This is a genomic window from Mycobacterium seoulense, assembly GCF_010731595.1.
GTDB lineage: Bacteria > Actinomycetota > Actinomycetes > Mycobacteriales > Mycobacteriaceae > Mycobacterium > Mycobacterium seoulense.
Map to the genome: position 1 here is coordinate 4,658,385 of NZ_AP022582.1, position 19,839 is coordinate 4,678,223.

Annotated in this window: 20 protein-coding genes; 8 read left to right on the forward strand and 12 right to left on the reverse strand. The window is 68.5% G+C overall.

Going from position 1 to position 19,839, the window contains the following annotated elements:
* Nucleotides 1-9: 9 nt before the first annotated feature.
* A complete protein-coding gene (locus G6N37_RS21595) occupies nucleotides 10-183 on the reverse strand; it encodes a DUF2613 domain-containing protein (protein WP_065443914.1) in 174 nt (57 codons plus the stop codon).
* 85 nt (nucleotides 184-268) lie between these two features.
* The gene (locus tag G6N37_RS21600; protein ID WP_232075129.1) at nucleotides 269-478 is read right to left on the reverse strand and encodes a DUF2613 family protein; all 210 of its coding nucleotides are present in this window, start codon (nucleotides 476-478) and stop codon (nucleotides 269-271) included.
* A 125-nt stretch (nucleotides 479-603) separates the two neighbouring features.
* On the opposite strand from G6N37_RS21600, the gene G6N37_RS21605 reads away from it, so the two are divergent.
* From G6N37_RS21605 to G6N37_RS21615, 3 genes are all read left to right on the forward strand, one after another.
* Nucleotides 604-1,737 (forward strand): glycoside hydrolase family 3 N-terminal domain-containing protein, encoded by a 1,134-nt coding sequence (locus tag G6N37_RS21605; RefSeq protein WP_163683453.1) that lies wholly within the window; start codon nucleotides 604-606, stop codon nucleotides 1,735-1,737.
* Between the two features lie 119 nt (nucleotides 1,738-1,856).
* A complete protein-coding gene (locus G6N37_RS21610) occupies nucleotides 1,857-2,510 on the forward strand; it encodes a TetR/AcrR family transcriptional regulator (RefSeq protein ID WP_163683454.1) in 654 nt (217 codons plus the stop codon).
* 16 nt (nucleotides 2,511-2,526) lie between these two features.
* Nucleotides 2,527-3,777, forward strand: a complete 1,251-nt coding sequence (locus G6N37_RS21615; protein WP_232075135.1) for a chloride channel protein — start codon at nucleotides 2,527-2,529, stop codon at nucleotides 3,775-3,777.
* Nucleotides 3,778-3,784: 7 nt separating this feature from the next.
* On the opposite strand, the gene G6N37_RS21620 is transcribed toward G6N37_RS21615, so the two are convergent.
* The gene (locus G6N37_RS21620; RefSeq protein ID WP_163683456.1) at nucleotides 3,785-4,627 is read right to left on the reverse strand and encodes a MaoC/PaaZ C-terminal domain-containing protein; all 843 of its coding nucleotides are present in this window, start codon (nucleotides 4,625-4,627) and stop codon (nucleotides 3,785-3,787) included.
* Between the two features lie 19 nt (nucleotides 4,628-4,646).
* Entirely contained in the window at nucleotides 4,647-6,011 is a 1,365-nt protein-coding gene (locus G6N37_RS21625; RefSeq protein WP_163683457.1) for a 3-oxoacyl-ACP reductase, read from the reverse strand.
* Nucleotides 6,012-6,158: 147 nt separating this feature from the next.
* On the opposite strand from G6N37_RS21625, the gene G6N37_RS21630 reads away from it, so the two are divergent.
* Nucleotides 6,159-7,499, forward strand: a complete 1,341-nt coding sequence (locus G6N37_RS21630; protein ID WP_163683458.1) for an acetyl-CoA C-acetyltransferase — start codon at nucleotides 6,159-6,161, stop codon at nucleotides 7,497-7,499.
* Nucleotides 7,500-7,787: 288 nt separating this feature from the next.
* Here G6N37_RS21630 and G6N37_RS21635 read toward each other — a convergent pair whose 3' ends face one another.
* Nucleotides 7,788-9,623 (reverse strand): acyl-CoA dehydrogenase, encoded by a 1,836-nt coding sequence (locus G6N37_RS21635; RefSeq protein WP_163683459.1) that lies wholly within the window; start codon nucleotides 9,621-9,623, stop codon nucleotides 7,788-7,790.
* 190 nt (nucleotides 9,624-9,813) lie between these two features.
* Here G6N37_RS21635 and G6N37_RS21640 point away from each other — a divergent pair, with 190 nt between their 5' ends.
* Both G6N37_RS21640 and G6N37_RS21645 read left to right on the forward strand, forming a co-directional pair.
* On the forward strand, nucleotides 9,814-10,848 hold the full coding sequence (locus G6N37_RS21640) for an isopenicillin N synthase family dioxygenase (protein WP_163683460.1): 1,035 nt from the start codon (nucleotides 9,814-9,816) through the stop codon (nucleotides 10,846-10,848).
* Nucleotides 10,849-10,854: 6 nt separating this feature from the next.
* A complete protein-coding gene (locus G6N37_RS21645; RefSeq protein ID WP_163683461.1) occupies nucleotides 10,855-11,343 on the forward strand; it encodes a flavin reductase family protein in 489 nt (162 codons plus the stop codon).
* Between the two features lie 6 nt (nucleotides 11,344-11,349).
* Here the strand turns inward: G6N37_RS21645 and G6N37_RS25915 are convergent, their stop codons facing one another.
* The 6 genes from G6N37_RS25915 to G6N37_RS21670 form a co-directional block, all read right to left on the reverse strand.
* A complete protein-coding gene (locus G6N37_RS25915) occupies nucleotides 11,350-11,505 on the reverse strand; it encodes a hypothetical protein (protein ID WP_167527405.1) in 156 nt (51 codons plus the stop codon).
* A 69-nt stretch (nucleotides 11,506-11,574) separates the two neighbouring features.
* A complete protein-coding gene (locus G6N37_RS21650; protein WP_163683462.1) occupies nucleotides 11,575-12,321 on the reverse strand; it encodes a succinate dehydrogenase/fumarate reductase iron-sulfur subunit in 747 nt (248 codons plus the stop codon).
* Nucleotides 12,321-14,237 (reverse strand): fumarate reductase/succinate dehydrogenase flavoprotein subunit, encoded by a 1,917-nt coding sequence (locus tag G6N37_RS21655; RefSeq protein ID WP_163683463.1) that lies wholly within the window; start codon nucleotides 14,235-14,237, stop codon nucleotides 12,321-12,323. Before G6N37_RS21655 ends, G6N37_RS21650 begins: the two co-directional genes overlap by 1 nt.
* 39 nt (nucleotides 14,238-14,276) lie before the next feature.
* Complete coding sequence (locus G6N37_RS21660; RefSeq protein WP_163683464.1) at nucleotides 14,277-15,104, reverse strand: hypothetical protein; 828 nt, start codon at nucleotides 15,102-15,104, stop codon at nucleotides 14,277-14,279.
* A gap of 78 nt (nucleotides 15,105-15,182) precedes the next feature.
* Nucleotides 15,183-15,488: a hypothetical protein gene (locus tag G6N37_RS21665; protein WP_163683465.1), complete on the reverse strand. Its 306-nt coding sequence runs from the start codon at nucleotides 15,486-15,488 to the stop codon at nucleotides 15,183-15,185.
* 278 nt (nucleotides 15,489-15,766) lie between these two features.
* Nucleotides 15,767-16,207 carry an Hsp20/alpha crystallin family protein gene (locus tag G6N37_RS21670; RefSeq protein ID WP_163683466.1) on the reverse strand — a complete coding sequence of 147 codons (441 nt, stop codon included), beginning with the start codon at nucleotides 16,205-16,207 and terminating at the stop codon, nucleotides 15,767-15,769.
* A gap of 227 nt (nucleotides 16,208-16,434) precedes the next feature.
* Between G6N37_RS21670 and nirB the strand changes: the two genes are divergently transcribed.
* On the forward strand, nucleotides 16,435-19,014 hold the full coding sequence (gene nirB, locus G6N37_RS21675) for a nitrite reductase large subunit NirB (RefSeq protein ID WP_163683467.1): 2,580 nt from the start codon (nucleotides 16,435-16,437) through the stop codon (nucleotides 19,012-19,014).
* Nucleotides 19,011-19,367 carry a nitrite reductase small subunit NirD gene (nirD, locus tag G6N37_RS21680; protein WP_163683468.1) on the forward strand — a complete coding sequence of 119 codons (357 nt, stop codon included), beginning with the start codon at nucleotides 19,011-19,013 and terminating at the stop codon, nucleotides 19,365-19,367. The genes nirB and nirD overlap by 4 nt, the downstream gene beginning before the upstream one ends.
* Here nirD and G6N37_RS21685 read toward each other — a convergent pair.
* The gene (locus tag G6N37_RS21685) at nucleotides 19,364-19,816 is read right to left on the reverse strand and encodes a TetR/AcrR family transcriptional regulator (protein WP_163683469.1); all 453 of its coding nucleotides are present in this window, start codon (nucleotides 19,814-19,816) and stop codon (nucleotides 19,364-19,366) included. The genes nirD and G6N37_RS21685 overlap by 4 nt on opposite strands.
* Between the last annotated feature and the right edge of the window lie 23 nt (nucleotides 19,817-19,839).

Genomic DNA, 19,839 nt, shown 5'->3' on the forward strand with positions numbered 1-19,839 from the left:
CTGCGCCCGCTAGCTACGGTTGCCGTACTCGACCCGGTTGAGCACTGACGACTGCGGATCGCCCCCGGGGAGTGGCGGTTTCGTGTCCTGTTGCACCATCAAGGTGATCCCGAAGATCGCCGCCGCGCCGAGCAGAAGACCCACCACCACGCTCGCGGCGGCGGGCGCAATGATCCGGTTCATCGAGGGCTCCTCATAGCATCTTCGAAATCGTGGCGGCGGCCTAGCGCCAACCTAGCAGAAGCGCGATCGGTGCCCGGGGCGCTGGTCAGGGCAGGCAGTGCCCGTGAAAGCACCGGTCGCCGTATTGCACCTGATGGGGCGCGAGCGGGTTCAGCGCGGCCGGACGCCCCCGCGCCGGTGCCACGCCGTGGTCGGCGACGGCCACCGTGACCCCGAGGGTCGTCGCAACACCGACCGACAGACCCACCGCGATGCTGGCCGCGGCGGCCACGGTGAAACCCGTCATCGCTGGCATGTCGCCCCCTAGCCCCGCCGGCACCAGCCCAGGAGTGCCCCCGCACCCGAAGAAGAAACCCCCGACGAAAACCTCGTCGCTCCCCAGATCCGAAGGCCCGGATAGCGCCATGAAAACATGGCCCGATGTCATTTTCGCGCACCCTGGCCGTGCTCGCCTCCGTGTCGGCCTTGTTGGCGGGCTGCGCTCACCACGCCGCGCGGCCACCCGGCCCGTCGACCTCGGTCAGCAAGCCGACGGCCGCGGCGCCGGCGTGCGGTGACGTCAAAACGCTGCCGGTCCGCGACAAGCTGGCCCAGCTGCTGATGGTGGGTGTGAAGAACGCCGACGATGCCCGGTCGGTGGTCGACGGCTACCACGTCGGCGGCATCTTCATCGGCAGCTGGACGGATCTGTCGATCTTCAAGGGCCCCCTGGCCGACATCGCGGCGAAGGCCGGACCCCTGCCGCTGGCCGTCAGCGTCGACGAGGAGGGCGGCCGGGTGTCGCGGTTGCGCGCGTTGATCGGCGCGGCGCCCTCGCCCCGGGAGCTGGCCCAGACCCAGACCGTCGCCCAGGTGCACGACTTGGCGGCGGAGCGCGGCAAGAAGATGCGCGACCTGGGCATCACCATCGACTTCGCCCCCGTCGTCGACGTCACCGACGCCACCAGCGGCGTGATCGGGGACCGCTCGTTCGGCGGCGATCCCAACACGGTCACCGCCTACGCAGGCGCGTACGCGCAGGGCCTGCGGGACGCCGGGCTGCTCCCGGTGCTCAAGCACTTTCCCGGCCACGGGCACGGCTCGGGCGACTCACACACCGGCGGTGTCGTGACACCGCCCCTGAGCGACCTGCAGAGCGTCGACCTGGTGCCCTACCGCACCCTGGTGACCGCCGCCCCGGTCGCGGTCATGCTGGGCCACCTGCAGGTCCCCGGACTGACCGGCGACGACCCGGCCAGCCTGAGCCCCGCGGCGGTGCAGTTGCTGCGTGACGGCGTCGGCTACGGTGCCCCGCCGTTCGACGGCCCGGTGTTCACCGACGACCTGTCCAGCATGGGCGCGATCTCCGACCGGTACGGAGTGGCCGAGGCGGTGCTGCGCACCCTGCGGGCGGGGACCGACGTCGCGCTCTGGGTCACCACCGACGAGGTGCCCGCCGTCCTGGACCGGCTGCAGAAGGCGGTCGCGGCCGGCGAACTGCCCGGGCAGCGGGTCGACGACGCGCTCACCCGGGTGGCGACGATGAAGGGCCGCAGCCCCGCCTGCGGCCACTAGCGGTGATCGCGAGCGCGGCGAAGCCGGGCGAAGCGGGTCGCCGCCACTGTCACCACGCGCGTGCGGCCGCCGGGCGTTGCTTACCCTGGAGTCAGATAGCCGGGCTAGAGAGGCAAGCGATGGCGGGTGGCACCAAGCGGTTACCGCGGGCTGTCCGTGAGCAACAGATGCTCGACGCCGCGGTGCAGATGTTCTCGGTCAACGGCTACCACGAGACCTCGATGGACGCCATCGCCGCCGAGGCGCAGATCTCCAAGCCGATGCTCTACCTGTACTACGGCTCCAAGGAGGACCTGTTCGGCGCCTGCCTGAATCGTGAGATGGGCCGGTTCATCGACGCGGTCCGCGCCGACATCGATTTCACGCAGAGCCCGAAAGACCTGCTGCGCAACACCATTGTGTCGTTCATGCGCTACATCGACGCCAACCGGGCCTCGTGGATCGTGATGTACACCCAGGCCACCAGCTCGCAGGCGTTCGCGCACATGGTGCGCGAGGGGCGCGAACAGATCATCGAACTGGTCGCCGGACTGGTGCGGGCGGGCAGCCGCACCCCGCGGACCGAGCGGGAACACGAGATGATGGCCGTGGCGCTGGTGGGCGCGGGCGAGGCGACGGCCAACCAGCTCAGCATCGGCGACATCGACGCCGACGAGGCGGCCGAGCTGATGATCAACCTGTTCTGGCATGGCCTGCGCGGCGCGCCGGAGGAGCGGGAGGCCGCCGCGGCGGCGCGGCCCGAGAAGGGCGGACCCGGCGCCGCGGGGCGCTAACCCCTACATTCGTCATGTGGCTCGACCGCCTGCCCGGTGCAACGTCGACTTCTTCTGTGCCGTAGTCATCATCGGGTTGCTGGCCGGGATTGCCGGGCTGGCGACGACGTCCGTGCTGCGCTTCGTCGAGCACGTGACGTACCACTACACCTTCGGCGCGCTGCTCGCCGGCGTCGCCGCCAGCAGCCCGGTGCGCCGCGCGGTGGGGCCGATGATCGGCGGTGCGTTGGCGGCGATCGGGTGGTGGGCCCTGCGCAGGAGAACCCGGGTGCCGCCCCTGGCGGAGACCATCGCCCGCCGCGAACCGATACCGCGGCTGTCCTGGAGCGTCGACGCCATAGTGCAGGTGCTGCTCGTCGGCTCCGGCGCATCGCTGGGGCGGGAAGGCGCCCCGCGCCAATTCGCCGCGGCCCTCGGCGATTTCGGGACGGCCTGGCTCAGGCGACTATCGCCCCGCGACCGCGAGGTGCTGCTGGCCTGCGCGGCCGGCGCCGGGTTGGGTGCCGTCTACGCCGTTCCGCTGGCCGGTGCGCTGTTCTCGGTGCGGATCATGCTCAACACCTGGCATCCGCGGGCGCTGGGCGCGGCGTTCATTTCCTCCAGCCTGGCGGTCGCCGTCGGCTCGGCGATCACGCGGGACGAACCCAGCCTGCAGTGGCCGATCGGCGAGTCGACGTACCTGTTGACCGCGCACGGGCTGCTGCTGGCGCCGCTGACCCTCGCGGTGGGTCTGGCGTTCGACCGGTTGATGGCGGCGGCCCGGCCGGCCAAGCCCATGCGAACCTGGGTGCTGGTTCCCGCGCTCGCCGGAGCCGGGCTGGCGATGGGTATCTGCTCGCACTGGTGGCCCGAGTTGCCCGGCAACGGTCGCAGCGTCCTCACGGTGAGCCTGGAAAGCGGCATGACACTGTTGTCCGCGCTCGCGATCCTGGCCCTCAAACCCCTGCTGACGGCGCTGTTCCTGCGTGCCGGCGGGGCCGGCGGGATGCTGACGCCGTCGCTGGCCACCGGTGCGGCCGCCGGGGCGGCGCTGGTGCTGACGATCAACTGGGCGGCCGGGACCCACCTGCACGTGCCGGCGGTGTCGCTGGCGGGCGCCGCCGGCGTGCTCGCGGTGACGCAGGGCTCACCGATCTGGGCGGCGATCTTCGTCTGGGAACTCGCCCGGCCCCCGCTGTGGTTGTTCCTGCTTTTCCTGCTCACCGCGACCAGCGCCCACGGCCTGAAGGTGCTCGCCACGGGCCGCGGCCCGACGCACTCGGGCTGAGGCGCCGCTAGAGCCCCCGGACCGTGCCGGTCAGGTACGGGTAGCCCTTGGCGATGTTGCGCAGCGAGATGTCCCAGCCGTCGTGACCTTCGTCGATGTAGAGGCCTGCGGTGCCGGGCAGCACCAGCGGCTTGCCGAACCGCACCGAATACTTCACCGCGGCCGGGAGCCGGGCTTCGATGTTCGCCAATACGGCCGCCGCGCTGAACATTCCGTGCGCGATGACGGTCGGGAAGCCGAACAGCTTGGCCGCGATCGGGTTGGTGTGGATCGGGTTGTGATCGCCGCCGACGACGGCGTAGCGCCGGATCAGGCCCGGGGTGACGCGCACGACGGCGCTGGGCGGCGGCAGCTTGGGCTGCTTCTGCGGTGGCGGCTTGGGCTCGTCGGACAGGCTGGTGCGTTGCTGGTGCAGGAAGGTCGTCACCTGATGCCACGCCGTGTCGGTGCCGACGCTCACGTCGGTCACCAGGTCGACCAGCAGGCCCTTGCGATGCTCGCGCAGGTTCTCGGCGTGCACGCGCACACCGACGGTGTCGGTGACCGCGATCGGCCGGTACTGCGTGATGTAGTTTTCGACGTGCACCGAACCCATTGCGGCGAAAGGAAAGTCGAACCCGGTCACCAGCGACATCATCGCCGGGAAGGTCAACGCGAACGGATAGGTGAGCGGCACGTTGTTGCCGTAACGCAGGCCGGTGACCCCGGCGTACTCGGCCACGTTCGTGCGGTCGATGGGCAGTTCCTCGATATCCACCGTGCGCGTCGGCAACTGGTTCCCGCGGGACACCACGGGCAGCGCCCCCGCCGCCGCGCGCAGCATGTTCCTCAGGCCGCTTGGCTGGTTCATCGCGTCGTCCTCCTCGCAGCTATGCGCCCAGCATGGCCTGGCCGCAGACGCGGATGACGTTGCCCGTCACCGCGTTTGACGCCGGGTTGGCGAAGTAGGCGATGGTCTCCGCGACGTCGACGGGCTGGCCGCCCTGCAGCAGCGAGTTCAGCCGGCGGCCCACCTCGCGGGTGGCCAGCGGGATGGCGGCCGTCATCTGGGTTTCGATGAAGCCCGGTGCGACGGCGTTGATCGTGATGCCCTTGCCGTACAGCTCGGGCGCCAGCGCCTGGGTGAGGCCGATCATCCCGGCCTTGGTGGTGGCGTAGTTGGTCTGCCCGCGGTTGCCCGCGATGCCGGCCATCGAGGACAGCCCGATCACCCGGCCCCCCTCGCCGAGGGTGCCGTTGCCCACCAGCCCTTCGGTAAGCCGCAGGGGGGCAAGGAGATTGACGGCCAGGACGGCGTCCCAGCGCGCGTCGTCCATGTTGGCCAGCAACTTGTCGCGGGTGATTCCGGCGTTGTTGACCAGCACGTCGGCGCGTCCGCCGTGGTGCTCGCGCAGGTGCTCGGTGATCTTGTCCACCGCGTCCTCGGCGGTGACGTCGAGCCACAACGGGGTGCCCCCGACCCGGCTGGCCGTTTCGGCCAGCGTCTCGGCGGCCGACTCGACGTCGATAGCGACGACGCGGGCGCCGTCGCGGGCGAACACCTCGGCGATCGTCGCGCCGATCCCGCGGGCGGCGCCGGTCACGATGGCGACTTGGGAGTCCAGCGGCCGCTCCCAGTCCGCCGGGGGCGTGGAGTCGGCCTCCCCGATGTAGAACACCTGGCCGTCCACGTAGGCGGACTTCGCCGACAGGATGAACCGCATGGTCGATTCCACTCCCGTCGCAGCGGGTTTGGCGTCGGGGGAGACGTATACCAGCGCCACGGTGGTGCCGTTGCGCACCTCCTTGCCCAGCGACCGGGTGAACCCTTCCAACGCACGCTGCGCGATCCGCTCGTGCGGGCCGGCGGCGGCGTCGGGGGTGGTGCCGACCACCACGACGCGGGCGCAGTGGCCCAGGTTGCGCAGCAGCGGCGTGAAGAACTCGTACAACCCCCTGAGCCCCTCCGGCGTCGTGATGCCGGTGGCGTCGAAGACCAGCCCGCCGAACTGGTCGGCCCAGCGGCCACCCAGGTTGTTGCCGACCAGGTCGTAGTCCTTGGCCAGCGCGGCGCGCAGCGGCTCGACCACCCGGCCCTGGCCGCCGATCAGCAGGGAGCCCGCCAGCGGCGGATCGCCGGGCCGGTAGCGGCGCAGCGTCTCGGGCTGCGGGACACCGAGTTGCTTGGCGAGAAACGATCCAGGACCGGAGTTGACGATCTGACTGAACAGATCGGACGAGACCTTGGGAGCCACCGGAGCTACCTTCCATGTGCTTCGAAGTCGGGGTGTGCCTACAGCACAACCGTATCGAGGACGAACTTACTTCAGAGTAAGAACAGTGGGTAGTATGACCCCAGACGGCCGATCCGATAATCCAACCGCAGACACACGGAGAAGACAGTGGCCCCTGCAAGTTCCGAGGCAAGCAACCAGCGCAGTTCGCAGCGGCGACGGGTCGCCGTCCTGGGCGGTAATCGCATCCCGTTCGCCCGGTCCGACGGCGCCTACGCCGAGGCATCCAATCAGGACATGTTCACCGCCGCGCTGGGCGGGCTGGTGGACCGCTTCGGACTGGCCGGCGAACGGCTGGGTGTGGTGGTCGGCGGCGCGGTGCTCAAGCACAGCCGCGACTTCAACCTGACGCGCGAATGCGTGCTGGGCTCCGAGCTGTCGTCGTACACGCCGGCGTTCGACCTGCAACAGGCCTGCGGCACGGGCCTGCAGGCGGCGATCGCCGCGGCCGACGGCATCGCCTCCGGGCGGTACGAGGCGGCCGCGGCGGGCGGCGTGGACACCACCTCCGACCCGCCGATCGGGCTGGGTGACAACCTGCGCCGGACCCTGCTCAAGTTGCGCCGGTCCAAGTCCAACGTCCAGCGGCTGCGGCTGGTGGGCACGCTGCCGGCCACCCTGGGTATCGAGATCCCGGTCAACAGCGAGCCGCGCACGGGGCTGTCCATGGGCGAGCACCAGGCGATCACCGCCAAGGAGATGGGCATCAAACGCGTCGACCAGGACGAGCTCGCCGCGGCCAGCCACCGCAACATGGCCGCCGCCTACGACCGGGGCTTCTTCGACGACCTGGTCACCCCGTTCCTCGGGCTGTACCGCGACGACAACCTGCGCCCGGATTCGTCGGCGGAGAAGTTGGCGAAGCTCAAGCCCGTGTTCGGCGTGAAGTCCGGCGACGCGACGATGACCGCCGGCAACTCGACCCCGCTGACCGACGGGGCGTCGGTCGCGCTGCTGGCCAGCGAGGAGTGGGCGGCCGCCCACTCGCTGTCGCCGCTGGCCTTCCTGGTGGACGCCGAAACCGCCGCGGTCGACTACGTCAACGGCCGGGACGGGCTGCTGATGGCGCCCACCTATGCGGTGCCGCGGCTGCTGGCCCGCAACGGTCTGAGCCTGCAGGACTTCGACTTCTACGAGATCCACGAGGCCTTCGCCTCGGTGGTGCTGGCGCACCTGCAGGCGTGGGAGTCGGAGGACTACTGCAAGGAGCGCCTCGGCCTCGACGCCGCGCTGGGCTCGATCGACCGGTCCAAGCTCAACGTCAACGGCTCGTCGTTGGCCGCCGGCCACCCCTTCGCCGCCACCGGGGGGCGGATCCTCGCCCAGGCGGCCAAGCAGCTCGCGCAGAAGAAGGCGGAGCGCAAGGCCGGCGCGGGCAAGCCGCTGCGGGCCCTGGTTTCCATCTGCGCCGCCGGCGGCCAGGGCGTGGCGGCGATCCTGGAGGCCTGACCTCCGGGTAGCGGGCGGGCTTTCATGAAATGGGTCACACCGGGTTAGTAATTCCGTCGTAGGGGTATCCGTAGGCGCGGATGACCCCGTGTTGTGGTCTGACCCCCCGACCCCGACGGCAATACGGGGCATCCCCGGAACGACCGCCGGTCAACGCGGACGGGCGTACGAAAAGGGCCGCCGTTGGAGTGAGGGGATCCAGCGGCGGTCTTTTTGTCGCCGGGGGATCAGATGAAAACCCCGCTCCCATTTCGGGAGCGGGGTTTGCTCATCCCCGGTGGAAGCGGCTCAGAAAGCGGCCTCGTCGAGCTCCATGATGTCGTTGTCCAGCGTCTCGATCACCTCGCGGGTGCCGGCCAGCAGCGGCAGGAAGTTCTTCGCGAAGAACGAAGCCACCGCGACCTTGCCCTCGTAGAAGGACCGCTCCTCACCGCTGGCGCCGGCGTCCAGCGCCTGCACGGCCACCGCCGCCTGACGCTGCAGCAACCAGCCGATGACCAGGTCGCCGACGCTCATCAGGAAGCGCACGGAGCCCAGACCCACCTTGTAGAGGCTGGTCACGTCCTCCTGCGCCGCCATCAGGTAGCCGGTCAGGGTGGCCGCCATCGCCTGGACGTCCGCCAATGCCTTGGCCAGCAGCTCACGCTCGGACTTCAGCCGGCCGTTGCCGGACTCGCTGTCCACGAACTTCTGGATCTCACCGGACACGTGGGCCAGCGCCACACCCTTGTCGCGGATGATCTTGCGGAAGAAGAAGTCCTGCGCCTGGATGGCCGTGGTGCCCTCGTAGAGGGAGTCGATCTTGGCGTCCCGGATGTACTGCTCGATCGGGTAGTCCTGCAGGAAGCCGGACCCACCGAACGTCTGCAGGCTCTCGGTGAGCTTGGCGTAGGCCTGCTCGGAACCGACACCCTTGACCACCGGCAGCATCAGGTCGTTGACCTTGACGGCGAGCTCGGCGTCCACGCCGTGCACGGCCTGGGCGACCGCCGCGTCCTGGTAGGTCGCGGTGTAGAGGTACAGCGCGCGCAGACCCTCGGCGTACGCCTTCTGGGTCATCAGCGACCGGCGCACGTCGGGGTGGTGCGTGATGGTCACCCGCGGCGCGGTCTTGTCGGTCATCTGCGTCATGTCGGCGCCCTGCACGCGCGACTTGGCGTACTCCAGCGCGTTGAGGTAACCGGTCGACAGGGTCGCGATGGCCTTGGTGCCGACCATCATGCGGGCCTGCTCGATGACCTCGAACATCTGCGCGATGCCGTTGTGCACCTCGCCGACCAGCCAACCCTTCGCGGGCACGTCGTGCTGGCCGAAGGACAGCTCACACGTGGCCGAAACCTTCAGGCCCATCTTGTGCTCGACGTTGGTCACGAAGACGCCGTTGCGCTCGCCCAGCTCGCCGGTCTCGAAGTCGAACAGGAACTTGGGCACGAAGAACAGCGACAGGCCCTTGGTGCCCGGACCCGCGCCCTCGGGGCGGGCCAGCACCAGGTGGAAGATGTTCTCGAACAGGTCGCCGGAGTCGGCCGAGGTGATGAACCGCTTCACACCCTCGATGTGCCAGGACCCGTCGTCCTGCTGGATCGCCTTGGTCCGCCCCGCGCCGACGTCGGAACCGGCGTCCGGCTCGGTCAGCACCATGGTGGAGCCCCAGCCGCGCTCGGCGCAGATCACGGCCCACTTCTTCTGCTCCTCGGTGCCGAGGTGGTAGAGGATGTTGGCGAAGCCGGCGCCGCCGCCGTACATCCACACGGCGGGGTTGGCGCCCAGCAGGTGCTCGTGCAGCGCCCACACCAGCGCCCGGGGCATCGGCATGCCGCCGAGGACCTCGTCGATGCCGACCTTGTCCCACCCGGCCTCGGTGACGGCGCGGACCGACTTCTTGAAGGGCTCCGGCAGCGTCACCGAGTGGGTCTTGGGGTCGAAGACCGGCGGGTTGCGGTCACCCTCGACGAACGACTCGGCGATGGGCCCCTCGGCCAGCCGGCTGATCTCTGACAACATTTCGCGCGCGGTGTCGACGTCCAGATCGCTGTAGTCGCCGGCGCCCAAGGCCTGCTCAACGCCCAGGACCTCGAACAGGTTGAACACCTGGTCACGGACGTTGCTCTTGTAGTGGCCCACTACGGTTCCTCCTCGTTGAGAATGCCACTTGTGGTTGGGTACTAGGTCTAAGTTACCCACCAGTAACCCTGTAAAACTATCGCTGTCGACAGTTCCGCGCAAGCGAGTGTGATCTAAATTTCACCGTCTAACTAACCAACCGGTTGGGAACGTCGACACAACGGCCGTGACCTGCGGAGATGATTGGGGCATGACGAAAGTGAGTAGCGTCACCGCGCTGCCTGTCGTGGACATGCGGGCCGGCGCCGGCCCGCTGCGGGACGGCTTGCGCCGCGCCGCCCACGAGGTCGGATTCTTCTACCTGGCCGGCCACGGGGTGCCCGCCGGTCTCTCGGACCGGGTGCTCGACGCGGCACGGCGGCTGTTCGCGCTGCCCCAGGAAGACAAGGATGCGGTCGCGATGGTGCGCAGTCCCCACTTCCGCGGTTACACCCGGATGGGCGGGGAGCTCACCCGCGGCGAGGTGGACTGGCGCGAGCAGATCGACATCGGCCCGGAGCGTCCGGCGATCGGCGGGCCCGGCAAGCCCGACTACCTCTGGCTGCAGGGCCCCAACCAATGGCCGGCCGCCTTGCCCGAGCTGCCCGGGATCATCGCCGAGTGGGACGCCGCGCTCTCCGAGGTGGCCCGCACCCTGCTCCGGCACTGGGCGGCCTCCCTGGGCGGCCCACCCGACGTCTTCGAGCCCGCCTTCGCCGAAACCCCGGCCACGCTGATCAAGGTCGTGCGCTACCCGCGGACCGCGGCCTCGCCGCAGGGCGTGGGCCCGCACAGAGACTCCGGCGTGCTCACGCTGCTGTTGGCCGAGCCGGGGAGCCGCGGCCTGCAGGTGCGCCGGCCCGGGACCGGGGAATGGGTCGAGGTGCCGCCGGTCGACGACGCCTTCGTGGTCAACATCGGCGAACTGCTCGAGGTGGCGACGGGGGGTTACCTGCGGGCCACCGAGCACCGGGTCACCCTGGACGCGCAGCCGGCCGACCGGATCTCGGTGCCGTATTTCTTCAATCCGCGGCTGGACGCGCGGATCCCGGTGCTGACGCTGCCCCCCGAACTGCAGGCGCGCGCGGGCCGGGTCGCCGACCCCTCGGATCCGATCTTCTCCGTCTATGGCCGCAACGCCTGGAAGAGCAGGTTGCGCGCGCACCCCGATGTGGCTTCGGCGCACGGGTATTCGGCAGGTAGGGTCGGGGACGAGAATCCCGTTCTCGGCTCAAGGGGCGAATGAATTCCGGTGAACTCGAACAAGAATTTGACACCGTCCACACTCCGTGAGGCCTTCGGTCATTTCCCCTCGGGGGTGGTGGCCATCGCCGCCGAGGTCCAGGGCGCCCGGGAAGGCCTGGCGGCCAGCACCTTTGTCCCGGTCTCCCTGGATCCGCCGCTCGTGTCGTTCTGCGTGCAGAACACGTCGACGACGTGGCCCAAGCTCAAGGACCTGCCCATGCTGGGAATCAGCGTCCTCGGCGAGGCCCACGACGAGGCGGCGCGGACACTGGCCGCCAAGACCGGCGACAGGTTCGCCGGTCTGGAGACGGAATCCAGGGACAGCGGGGCGGTGTTCATCAAGGGCACCGCGCTCTGGCTGGAGAGCGCGGTCGAGCAGCTGATCCCGGCGGGGGACCACACCATCGTGGTGCTGCGGGTCATCGAGGTGACCATCGACGCCGACGTCGCACCGATCGTGTTTCACCGCAGCATGTTCCGGCGCCTCGGCGCCTGAGCGCGGCTAGGGGCGGCGGCCGAGTTCCGCTCGGAGGCCCGCTATCCGCTGCTCGATCTCGGCGGCGTCGTCGGGGCGGCCTTCCTTGCGCGCGAGATCGGCGCGCAGGGACAACTCGCGGATCGCGGTTCGAATTTCGTTGATGCTGGTGGTTTCTCGCATATCTCCCACGCTGCCTTCCGGAGTTTGGGTTGATATGCGGATACCCGGTGCCCCGGGTGGGCTAACGCCTCAGCGCCGGAACAGCTTGTTGCCCAGCCACACCACGGGGTCGTACTTGCGGTCGGCGACCCGCTCTTTCATCGGGATCAGCGCGTTGTCGGTGATCTTGATGTTCTCCGGGCAGACCTCGGTGCAGCACTTGGTGATGTTGCAGTAGCCCAGGCCGTGCTCCTCCTGGGCCTGGTTGCGCCGGTCCAGCGTGTCCAGCGGGTGCATCTCGAGCTCGGCGATGCGCATCAGGAAGCGCGGCCCGGCGAACGCCTCCTTGTTCTCGTCGTGGTCGCGGATCACGTGGCACACGTTCTGGCACAGGAAGCACTCGATGCACTTACGGAATTCCTGCGAGCGCTGCACGTCGGCCTGCGCCATCCGGTACTCGCCCGGTTGCAGATCCTTCGGCGGCGCGAAGGCCGGGATCTCGCGTGCCTTCTCGAAGTTGAAGGAGACGTCGGTGACCAGGTCCCGGATCACCGGGAACGTCCGCAGCGGCGTCACCGTCACCACCTCGTCCTCGGCGAAGGTGGACATCCGGGTCATGCACAACAACCGCGGCACCCCGTTGATCTCCGCCGAGCAGGAGCCGCACTTGCCGGCCTTGCAGTTCCATCGCACCGCGAGGTCGGGAGTCTGGGTCTGTTGCAGGCGATGGATGATGTCGAGCACCACCTCGCCTTCGTTGACCTCCACCGTGAAGTCCTGCAGCGCGCCGTTGGCATCGTCACCGCGCCACACACGCATGGTCGCGTTGTAGGTCATTAGCCTCTCCGTCCTGGATGCTCGGCCAGCTCACCGTCGGTGTAGTACTTCTCCAGCTCGGAGATCTCGAAGAGCTCCAGCAGATCGGACCGCATCGGCACCTGGTCCTTGCGGGTGACGCTGATGTCCGGGATCACCCCGTCGCCGCCGGCGGCCTGGCAGACCAGCAGCACCTTGCGCCAGCCCGAATCCATCGACGGGTGGTCGTCGCGGGTGTGGCCGCCGCGGCTTTCGGTGCGCTCCAGCGCGGCCTTGGCGACGCACTCGCTGACCAGCAGCATGTTGCGCAGGTCGATCGCCAGGTTCCAGCCGGGGTTGTACTCGCGCCCACCCTCGACGTGCATGTTCTTGAACCGCTCGCGGAGCTTGTCCAGCCGGGAGAGGGCCTCGGAGATCTCGTCCGCCTTGCGGATGATGCCCACCAGGTCGTTCATCGACTGCTGCAGTTCGAGCTGCAGCGTGTAGGGGTTCTCCGCCGCGGCCCCGTTGGGCGGTGCCTCGAACGGGGAGAGCGCGCGCTCGGCGGCGGTCTCGACGGCCTCGGCCGAGATGGTCGGGCGGCTGCTCAGCGCCCGCACGTAGTCGGCCGCGCCCAGGCCGGCCCGCCGGCCGAAGACCAGCAGGTCCGACAGCGAGTTGCCGCCCAGCCGGTTGGAGCCGTGCATGCCGCCGGAGCATTCACCGGCCGCGAACAGGCCCGGCACGGTGGCCGCACCGGTGTCGGCGTCCACCTCGACACCGCCCATCACGTAGTGACAGGTGGGCCCGACCTCCATCGGCTCCTTGGTGATGTCGACCCCGGCCAGCTCCTTGAACTGGTGGTACATCGACGGCAGGCGCCGCTTGATCTCCTCGGGCGTCAACCGGGACGCGATGTCGAGGAACACGCCGCCGTGCGGGCTGCCCCGGCCGGCCTTGACCTCGGAGTTGATCGCGCGCGCGACCTCATCGCGGGGCAGCAGGTCGGGGGTCCGGCGGGCCGAGTCGTTGTCCTTGAGCCACTGGTCGGCCTCTTGCTCGGACTCGGCGTACTGGCCTTTGAACACCGGCGGGATGTAGTCGAACATGAACCGCTTGGAGTCGGAGTTCTTCAGCACACCGCCGTCGCCGCGCACACCCTCGGTGACCAGGATGCCCTTGACGCTGGGGGGCCAGACCATGCCGGTCGGGTGGAACTGGACGAACTCCATGTTGATCAGCGACGCTCCGGCCCGCAGGGCCAGGGCGTGCCCGTCGCCGGTGTACTCCCAGGAGTTCGAGGTGACCTTGAACGACTTGCCGATGCCGCCGGTGGCCAGGACGACCGCCGGCGCCTCGAACATGATGAATCGGCCCGTCTGGCGCCAGTAGCCGAACGCGCCGGCGATCGCGTCACCGTCCTTGATCAGCTCGGTGATCGCGCATTCGGCGAACACCTTGATCCGCGCGTCGTAGTCACCGAATTCGGCGTGGTCCTCCTGCTGCAGCGAGACGATCTTCTGCTGCAACGTGCGGATCAGCTCCAGGCCGGTGCGGTCACCGACGTGCGCCAGCCGCGGGTAGGTGTGCCCACCGAAGTTGCGCTGGCTGATCTTGCCGTCCTTGGTGCGGTCGAACAGCGCACCGTAGGTCTCCAGTTCCCAGACGCGGTCGGGCGCCTCCTTGGCGTGCAGCTCGGCCATCCGCCAGTTGTTGAGGAACTTGCCGCCCCGCATCGTGTCGCCGAAGTGGGTCTGCCAGTTGTCCTTCGGGTTGGCGTTACCCATGGCCGCCGCGGCACCGCCCTCGGCCATCACCGTGTGGGCCTTGCCGAACAGCGATTTGGACACCACGGCGACCTTGAGGCCGCGTTCCCGCGCCTCGATGACCGCACGCAGCCCTGCGCCGCCGGCACCGATGACGACTACGTCGTAGGCATGCCGCTCGACCTCAACCATGAAAATCCTCGCTAGCTAAGTTGTTCTTCAAATGGCTTTTCAGCCAACAAATCTCAGGTCGCTGATGGTGCCGCTGGCCACCAGGGCGACGTAGAAATCGGTGAGCATCAGGGTGCCCAGCGTGATCCAGGCGTACATCTTGTGCCGGGTGTTGATCTTGCTGACCTGGGTCCAGATCCAGTACCGCACAGGGTGCTTGGAGAAGTGCTTGAGGCGCCCGCCGGTCACGTGCCGGCAGGAGTGGCAGGACAGCGTGTAGATCCACAACATGACGACGTTGCCGACCAGGATCAGGTTGCCCAGGCCGAAGCCGAATCCGCCCGGTCCGCTGTCGGAGTGGAACGCCACGATCGCGTCGTAGGTGTTGATGACCGAGATGATGCCGGCGATGTAGAAGAAGTACCGGTGGGTGTTCTGGATGATCAGCGGGAACCTGGTCTCGCCGGTGTAGTGGACGCGGGGTTCGGCCACCGCGCATGCGCTGGGCGACTGCCACACCGTGCGGTAGTAGGCGCCGCGATAGTAGTAGCAGGTCAGCCGGAACAGCAGCAGGAACGGCAGGGACAGCGCCGCGTACGGCAGCCACCACACGTCCGGCAGGAACTGCGGCCAGATGTCACCGGCCTCGCCGCAAGCCTTGCTGACGCAGGGCGAGTAGAACGGCGTCAGGTAGTGGTACTTCGGGACGAAGAAGTAATCCTGCTGGAATGCGCGCGCCGTCGCGTAGATGACGAACGCGGCGAAGCCCAGGTCGATCCTCAGCGGCGACATCCACCACCGGTCGGTGCGTAGGGTCCGTTGCGGGATGCGGGCGCGCGTGGGTGAAAAGACACCTGACGCAGGACGGTTCGCCGTGGGTGCGCTCATCTAGTGTTCCTCTTCGAACGGGCTGTTGGTCGAAGGGTACACAGAGAGCACCCCCTGATTTCCGGGGGGCTTGGGTTGTCAGTACCTGCTGTGACCGCCGACACCCTCGTCGTCGACATCGCGCCAGAATTCGCTGTCGTACTGGGTGTCGGGAATGACGATCTTCTCGCCGGATTGCTGCACCGTGGCGCGCGTCAGGTCCAGCTCGGACACGTCGGTGTCAAGCAATTCGACGTCGGACAGGATCCGGTCCGCGTCGATGACGATGCGCCGCATCGCCGGGCTGTCACCGTAGCGACTCTTCAAGGAGCCCACGCACCGTCGCAGGCCCCCGATGAGGTCGTGCAGTTCGGCGAGTTCAGTGGTGCCAGTCGGGGGCGTCAACGGAAATCTCCTAGGGCGGGCGGTGTTGCGGATCACAGTACGCCCCCGATACTAGCCACGGCACAGCCCAACGTCAGGCGACTCGCTTCCTTATCTATCTCCGCGCGCCGCACCCGCTTGCCCGCGCGCGGGCAAGCGGCCCCCGGCGCCGGGTGCGGCCCGCATCAGTGTCGGGCGAGAGAACCGCCGGCGCGCCGGGGGCCGATCCGGAGCGAGAGCACCTGCGCGGCAGGCGAATCCGGCGGGGCGCTTGGCCCCGCCGGATCGTTGTCCACCTCTTACTTGGTGATCTCGATGCGCTTCGCCTGGCTTCCGGCGTAGGCGCCGGCGACCCGCACCGTCAGCACCCCGGCGTCGTAGGAGGCCGTGATGGCGTCGCCGGTGACGTGGGCCGGCAACTGGAACGACCGGTGGAAGGCTCCGTACCGGACCTCACGCAGGGTGCGCCCCTCTTTCTCCTCGGCGTGCTCGTCGCGGCGTTCGCCGTGGATCACGAGACGGCCGCGGTCGACCTCTACGTTGACGTCCTTCTCGACGTCAACGCCGGGCAGCTCGACGCGGACGACCGCGTCGTCGCCGTCCTTGACGATCTCCGCGGCGGGGTTGAAACCGCTGGTAGTCGGCTTGTACCAGTCCGTCGCGGCGGCGGGGCCGAAGAAGTCGCGCAACCACCGGTCGGTGTCCCAGGCCGGTCGCGACCACAATGCGAGGTTACTCATGGGGATCTCCTTGTGCTTCCTTGAGCTTTGTTGTGGATTTGCTGTGTCCGGCGCCCTTCCGGCCGGCTGTTAGGTGAAACATGAGTCGACCACGCTAAAGTTCCACCTAGGCGTTCGCCTTGGGCGAACGAATATTCACAGTGTTCCCTGTGAGTTGTGAGATCCTCGTCATAGGACCGTCACATTGGGCGAATTCGCGGTAATTTCCGGCCGCTAGCCTCAAAGCCATGGCTGCAGACGGGATTTCGCGCGCGCACTGTGCGAGCCGTCACATCGTCGTAGTCGGGCACGGCATGGTGGGGCATCGGCTGGTCGAGGCGCTTCGCGCGCGCGACACCGAGGGGTTGTGGCGCATCACGGTTTTCGCCGAGGAGGCCGACGCGGCTTACGACCGCGTCGGGCTGACCTCGTACACCGAAAGCTGGGACCGCAAGCTGCTGGCACTGCCGGGCAACGACTACGCGGGTGACGAACAGGTTCGGCTGGTGTTGAACGCTCGCGTGACCGAGATCGACCGGGAAGCGAAGTCGGTTGTTACGGCCGATGGGCAACGACACGGCTACGACACCTTGGTGTTGGCCACCGGCTCCTACGCGTTCGTCCCGCCCGTGCCCGGCCACGACCTGGCGGCATGCCACGTGTACCGCACGCTCGACGACCTCGACGCCATCCGGGCCGACGCCCAGCGCACGCTGGAGGCCGGTCGCACCCCGGCGGGCGTGGTGATCGGAGGTGGCCTGCTGGGCCTGGAGGCCGCGAATGCGCTGCGCCAGTTCGGGTTGCGGACGCACGTCGTCGAGATGATGCCCCGCTTGATGGCCCAGCAGATCGACGAGGGCGGCGGCGCGTTGCTGGCCAAGATGGTCGGCGACCTGGGCATCGCGGTGCACGTGGGCACTGGCACGGAGTCGATCGAAGCGGTCGACCATTCCGACGGGGTGTCGTCGGTGCGGGTGCGCCTGACCGACGGCGAGGTCATCGACGCCGGGCTGGTCATCTTCGCGGCCGGCATCCGTCCCCGTGACGAGCTGGCCAGGGCCGCGGGGCTGGAGCTGGCCGAGCGCGGCGGCGTGCTCACCGACTTGACTTGCCGCACAAGCGATCCGAACATCTACGCGGTCGGTGAGGTGGCCGCGATCGGTGGCCGGTGCTACGGCCTGGTGGGGCCCGGTTACACCTCCGCCGAGGTGGTGGCCGACCGCCTGCTGGACGGTGCCGCGGAGTTCGGCGAGGCGGACTTGTCGACCAAGCTCAAGCTGCTCGGCGTCGACGTCGCCAGCTTCGGCGACGCGATGGGGGCCACCGAGAACTGCCTCGAGGTCGCCATCAACGATGCGGTCAAGAAGACCTACGCCAAGCTGGTGCTGTCCGACGACGCGAAGACCCTGCTCGGCGGCGTCCTGGTGGGTGACGCCTCGTCCTACGGGGTGCTGCGGCCCATGGTCGGCAGCGAGCTGCCGGGGGATCCGCTCGCGCTGATCGCCCCGGTCTCCGGCGACGCTCCGGCGCTGGGAATCGGCGCGCTGCCGGATTCCGCGCAGATCTGCTCGTGCAACAACGTCACCAAGGGCGACCTGAAGTGCGCGATCGCCGACGGCTGCGCCGACGTGCCCGCGCTCAAGTCGTGCACCGCGGCCGGAACGTCGTGTGGATCGTGTGTGCCCCTGCTCAAGCAGCTGCTGGAAGCCGAGGGTGTGGAACAGTCCAAGGCGCTGTGCGAGCACTTCAGCCAGTCGCGGGCGGAGCTCTTCGAGATCATCTCGGCCACCGAGATCCGGACGTTCTCCGGCCTGCTGGAGCGCTTCGGCCGCGGAAAGGGTTGCGACATCTGCAAACCCGTGGTCGCGTCCATCCTCGCCTCCACCGGCTCGGACCACATCCTCGAAGGCGAGCAGGCCTCGCTGCAGGATTCCAACGACCACTTCCTGGCCAACATCCAGAAGAACGGCAGCTACTCGGTGGTGCCGCGGGTGCCCGGCGGTGACATCAAGCCCGAGCACCTGATCCTGATCGGCCAGATCGCGCAGGACTTCGGGCTGTACACCAAGATCACCGGCGGCCAGCGGATCGACATGTTCGGCGCCCGGGTGGACCAGCTGCCGGAGATCTGGCGACGGCTGGTCGACGGCGGCATGGAGTCGGGCCACGCGTACGGCAAGGCGCTGCGCACCGTGAAGAGCTGCGTGGGTACCGACTGGTGCCGTTACGGTCAGCAGGATTCGGTGCAGCTGGCCATCGATCTGGAGCTGCGGTACCGGGGCCTGCGGGCGCCGCACAAGATCAAGATGGGGGTCTCGGGGTGTGCGCGCGAGTGCGCCGAAGCGCGCTCCAAGGACGTCGGCGTCATCGCCACCGAAAAGGGCTGGAACCTCTATGTCGGCGGCAACGGCGGCATGACGCCCAAGCACGCCCAGCTGTTGGCCAGCGACCTGGACACCGAGACGCTGGTCCGCTACGTCGACCGGTTCGTCATGTACTACATCCGGACCGCCGACCGGCTGCAGCGGACGGCGCCCTGGGTGGATTCGCTCGAGGGCGGCCTCGATCACGTGCGCGAGGTCGTGTGTGAGGACTCGCTGGGCCTGGCCGAAGAATTCGAGGCCGCAATGGAGCGGCACGTGCTCAATTACAAGTGTGAATGGAAGGGCGTGCTCGACGACCCGGACAAGCTGTCGCGGTTCGTCTCGTTCGTCAACGCCCCCGACGAAGTCGATTCGACCGTGGAATTCACCGAGCATGCCGGGCGCAAAATCCCCGTGTCCATTGGCATGCCGAAGATCCGTATGGGAGCTGGAGAGAAATCATGACACTTCTCAACGACATTGCGGTGTGGACGACGGCCTGCGAGTACGACCGCCTCATCCCGGGCCGGGGGGTCGGCGTGCTGCTCGACGACGGGTCCCAGGCGGCGTTGTTCCGGCTCGACGACGGCTCGGTGTACGCGGTGGGTAACGTCGACCCGTTCTCCGGGGCGGCCGTGCTCTCGCGCGGGATCGTGGGGGACCGCGGTGGCCGGGTGACGGTTCAGTCACCGATCCTCAAGCAGGCCTTCTCACTGGAAGACGGTGAATGCCTGGATGATCCGAACTTCTCGGTGCCGGTCTACCCGGCGCGCGTCACGGACGACGGCGTCGTCCAGGTCGGCCGGATCGCCACCTAGCGGGTGATGTCGCCGACGAGGTAGCGCTGCATCGTCGGGCCGATGGCGTCGACGAGCGCGTCCACGGACATCGAATGCAGCGGCTCGGAGCGGATGCCGTAGCGCATGATGCCCAGGCCCACCAGTTGCGAGGCGCACAGCGAGGCGCGGGTGGCGGCCCTGTCGGCCCCCAGTAGCTTGAGCAGCGGGCCGAAAACCGGGCCGACGAACATGGTCTGCACGGTTTCGGCGGTCTTGGCCATCCCGGTCGAGGCGATCGCGCTCGCCGCGAAGGGGCCGCCGCCGGCGGCGTCCCACGTGGTGATCAACAGGCGCAGTGTCTGACGGCCCACCTGGTTGGCCCCGCCGGTCACGATCCGGTCGATGAATTCCGGTGTGCCGAACGGCAACCGCAGCATCTTGGCGACCGGGTCGAGGAGCCCACGCGACGGCTCTTCGCGACGGGGCATGGTGCCAGGATCGCCGGTATCAG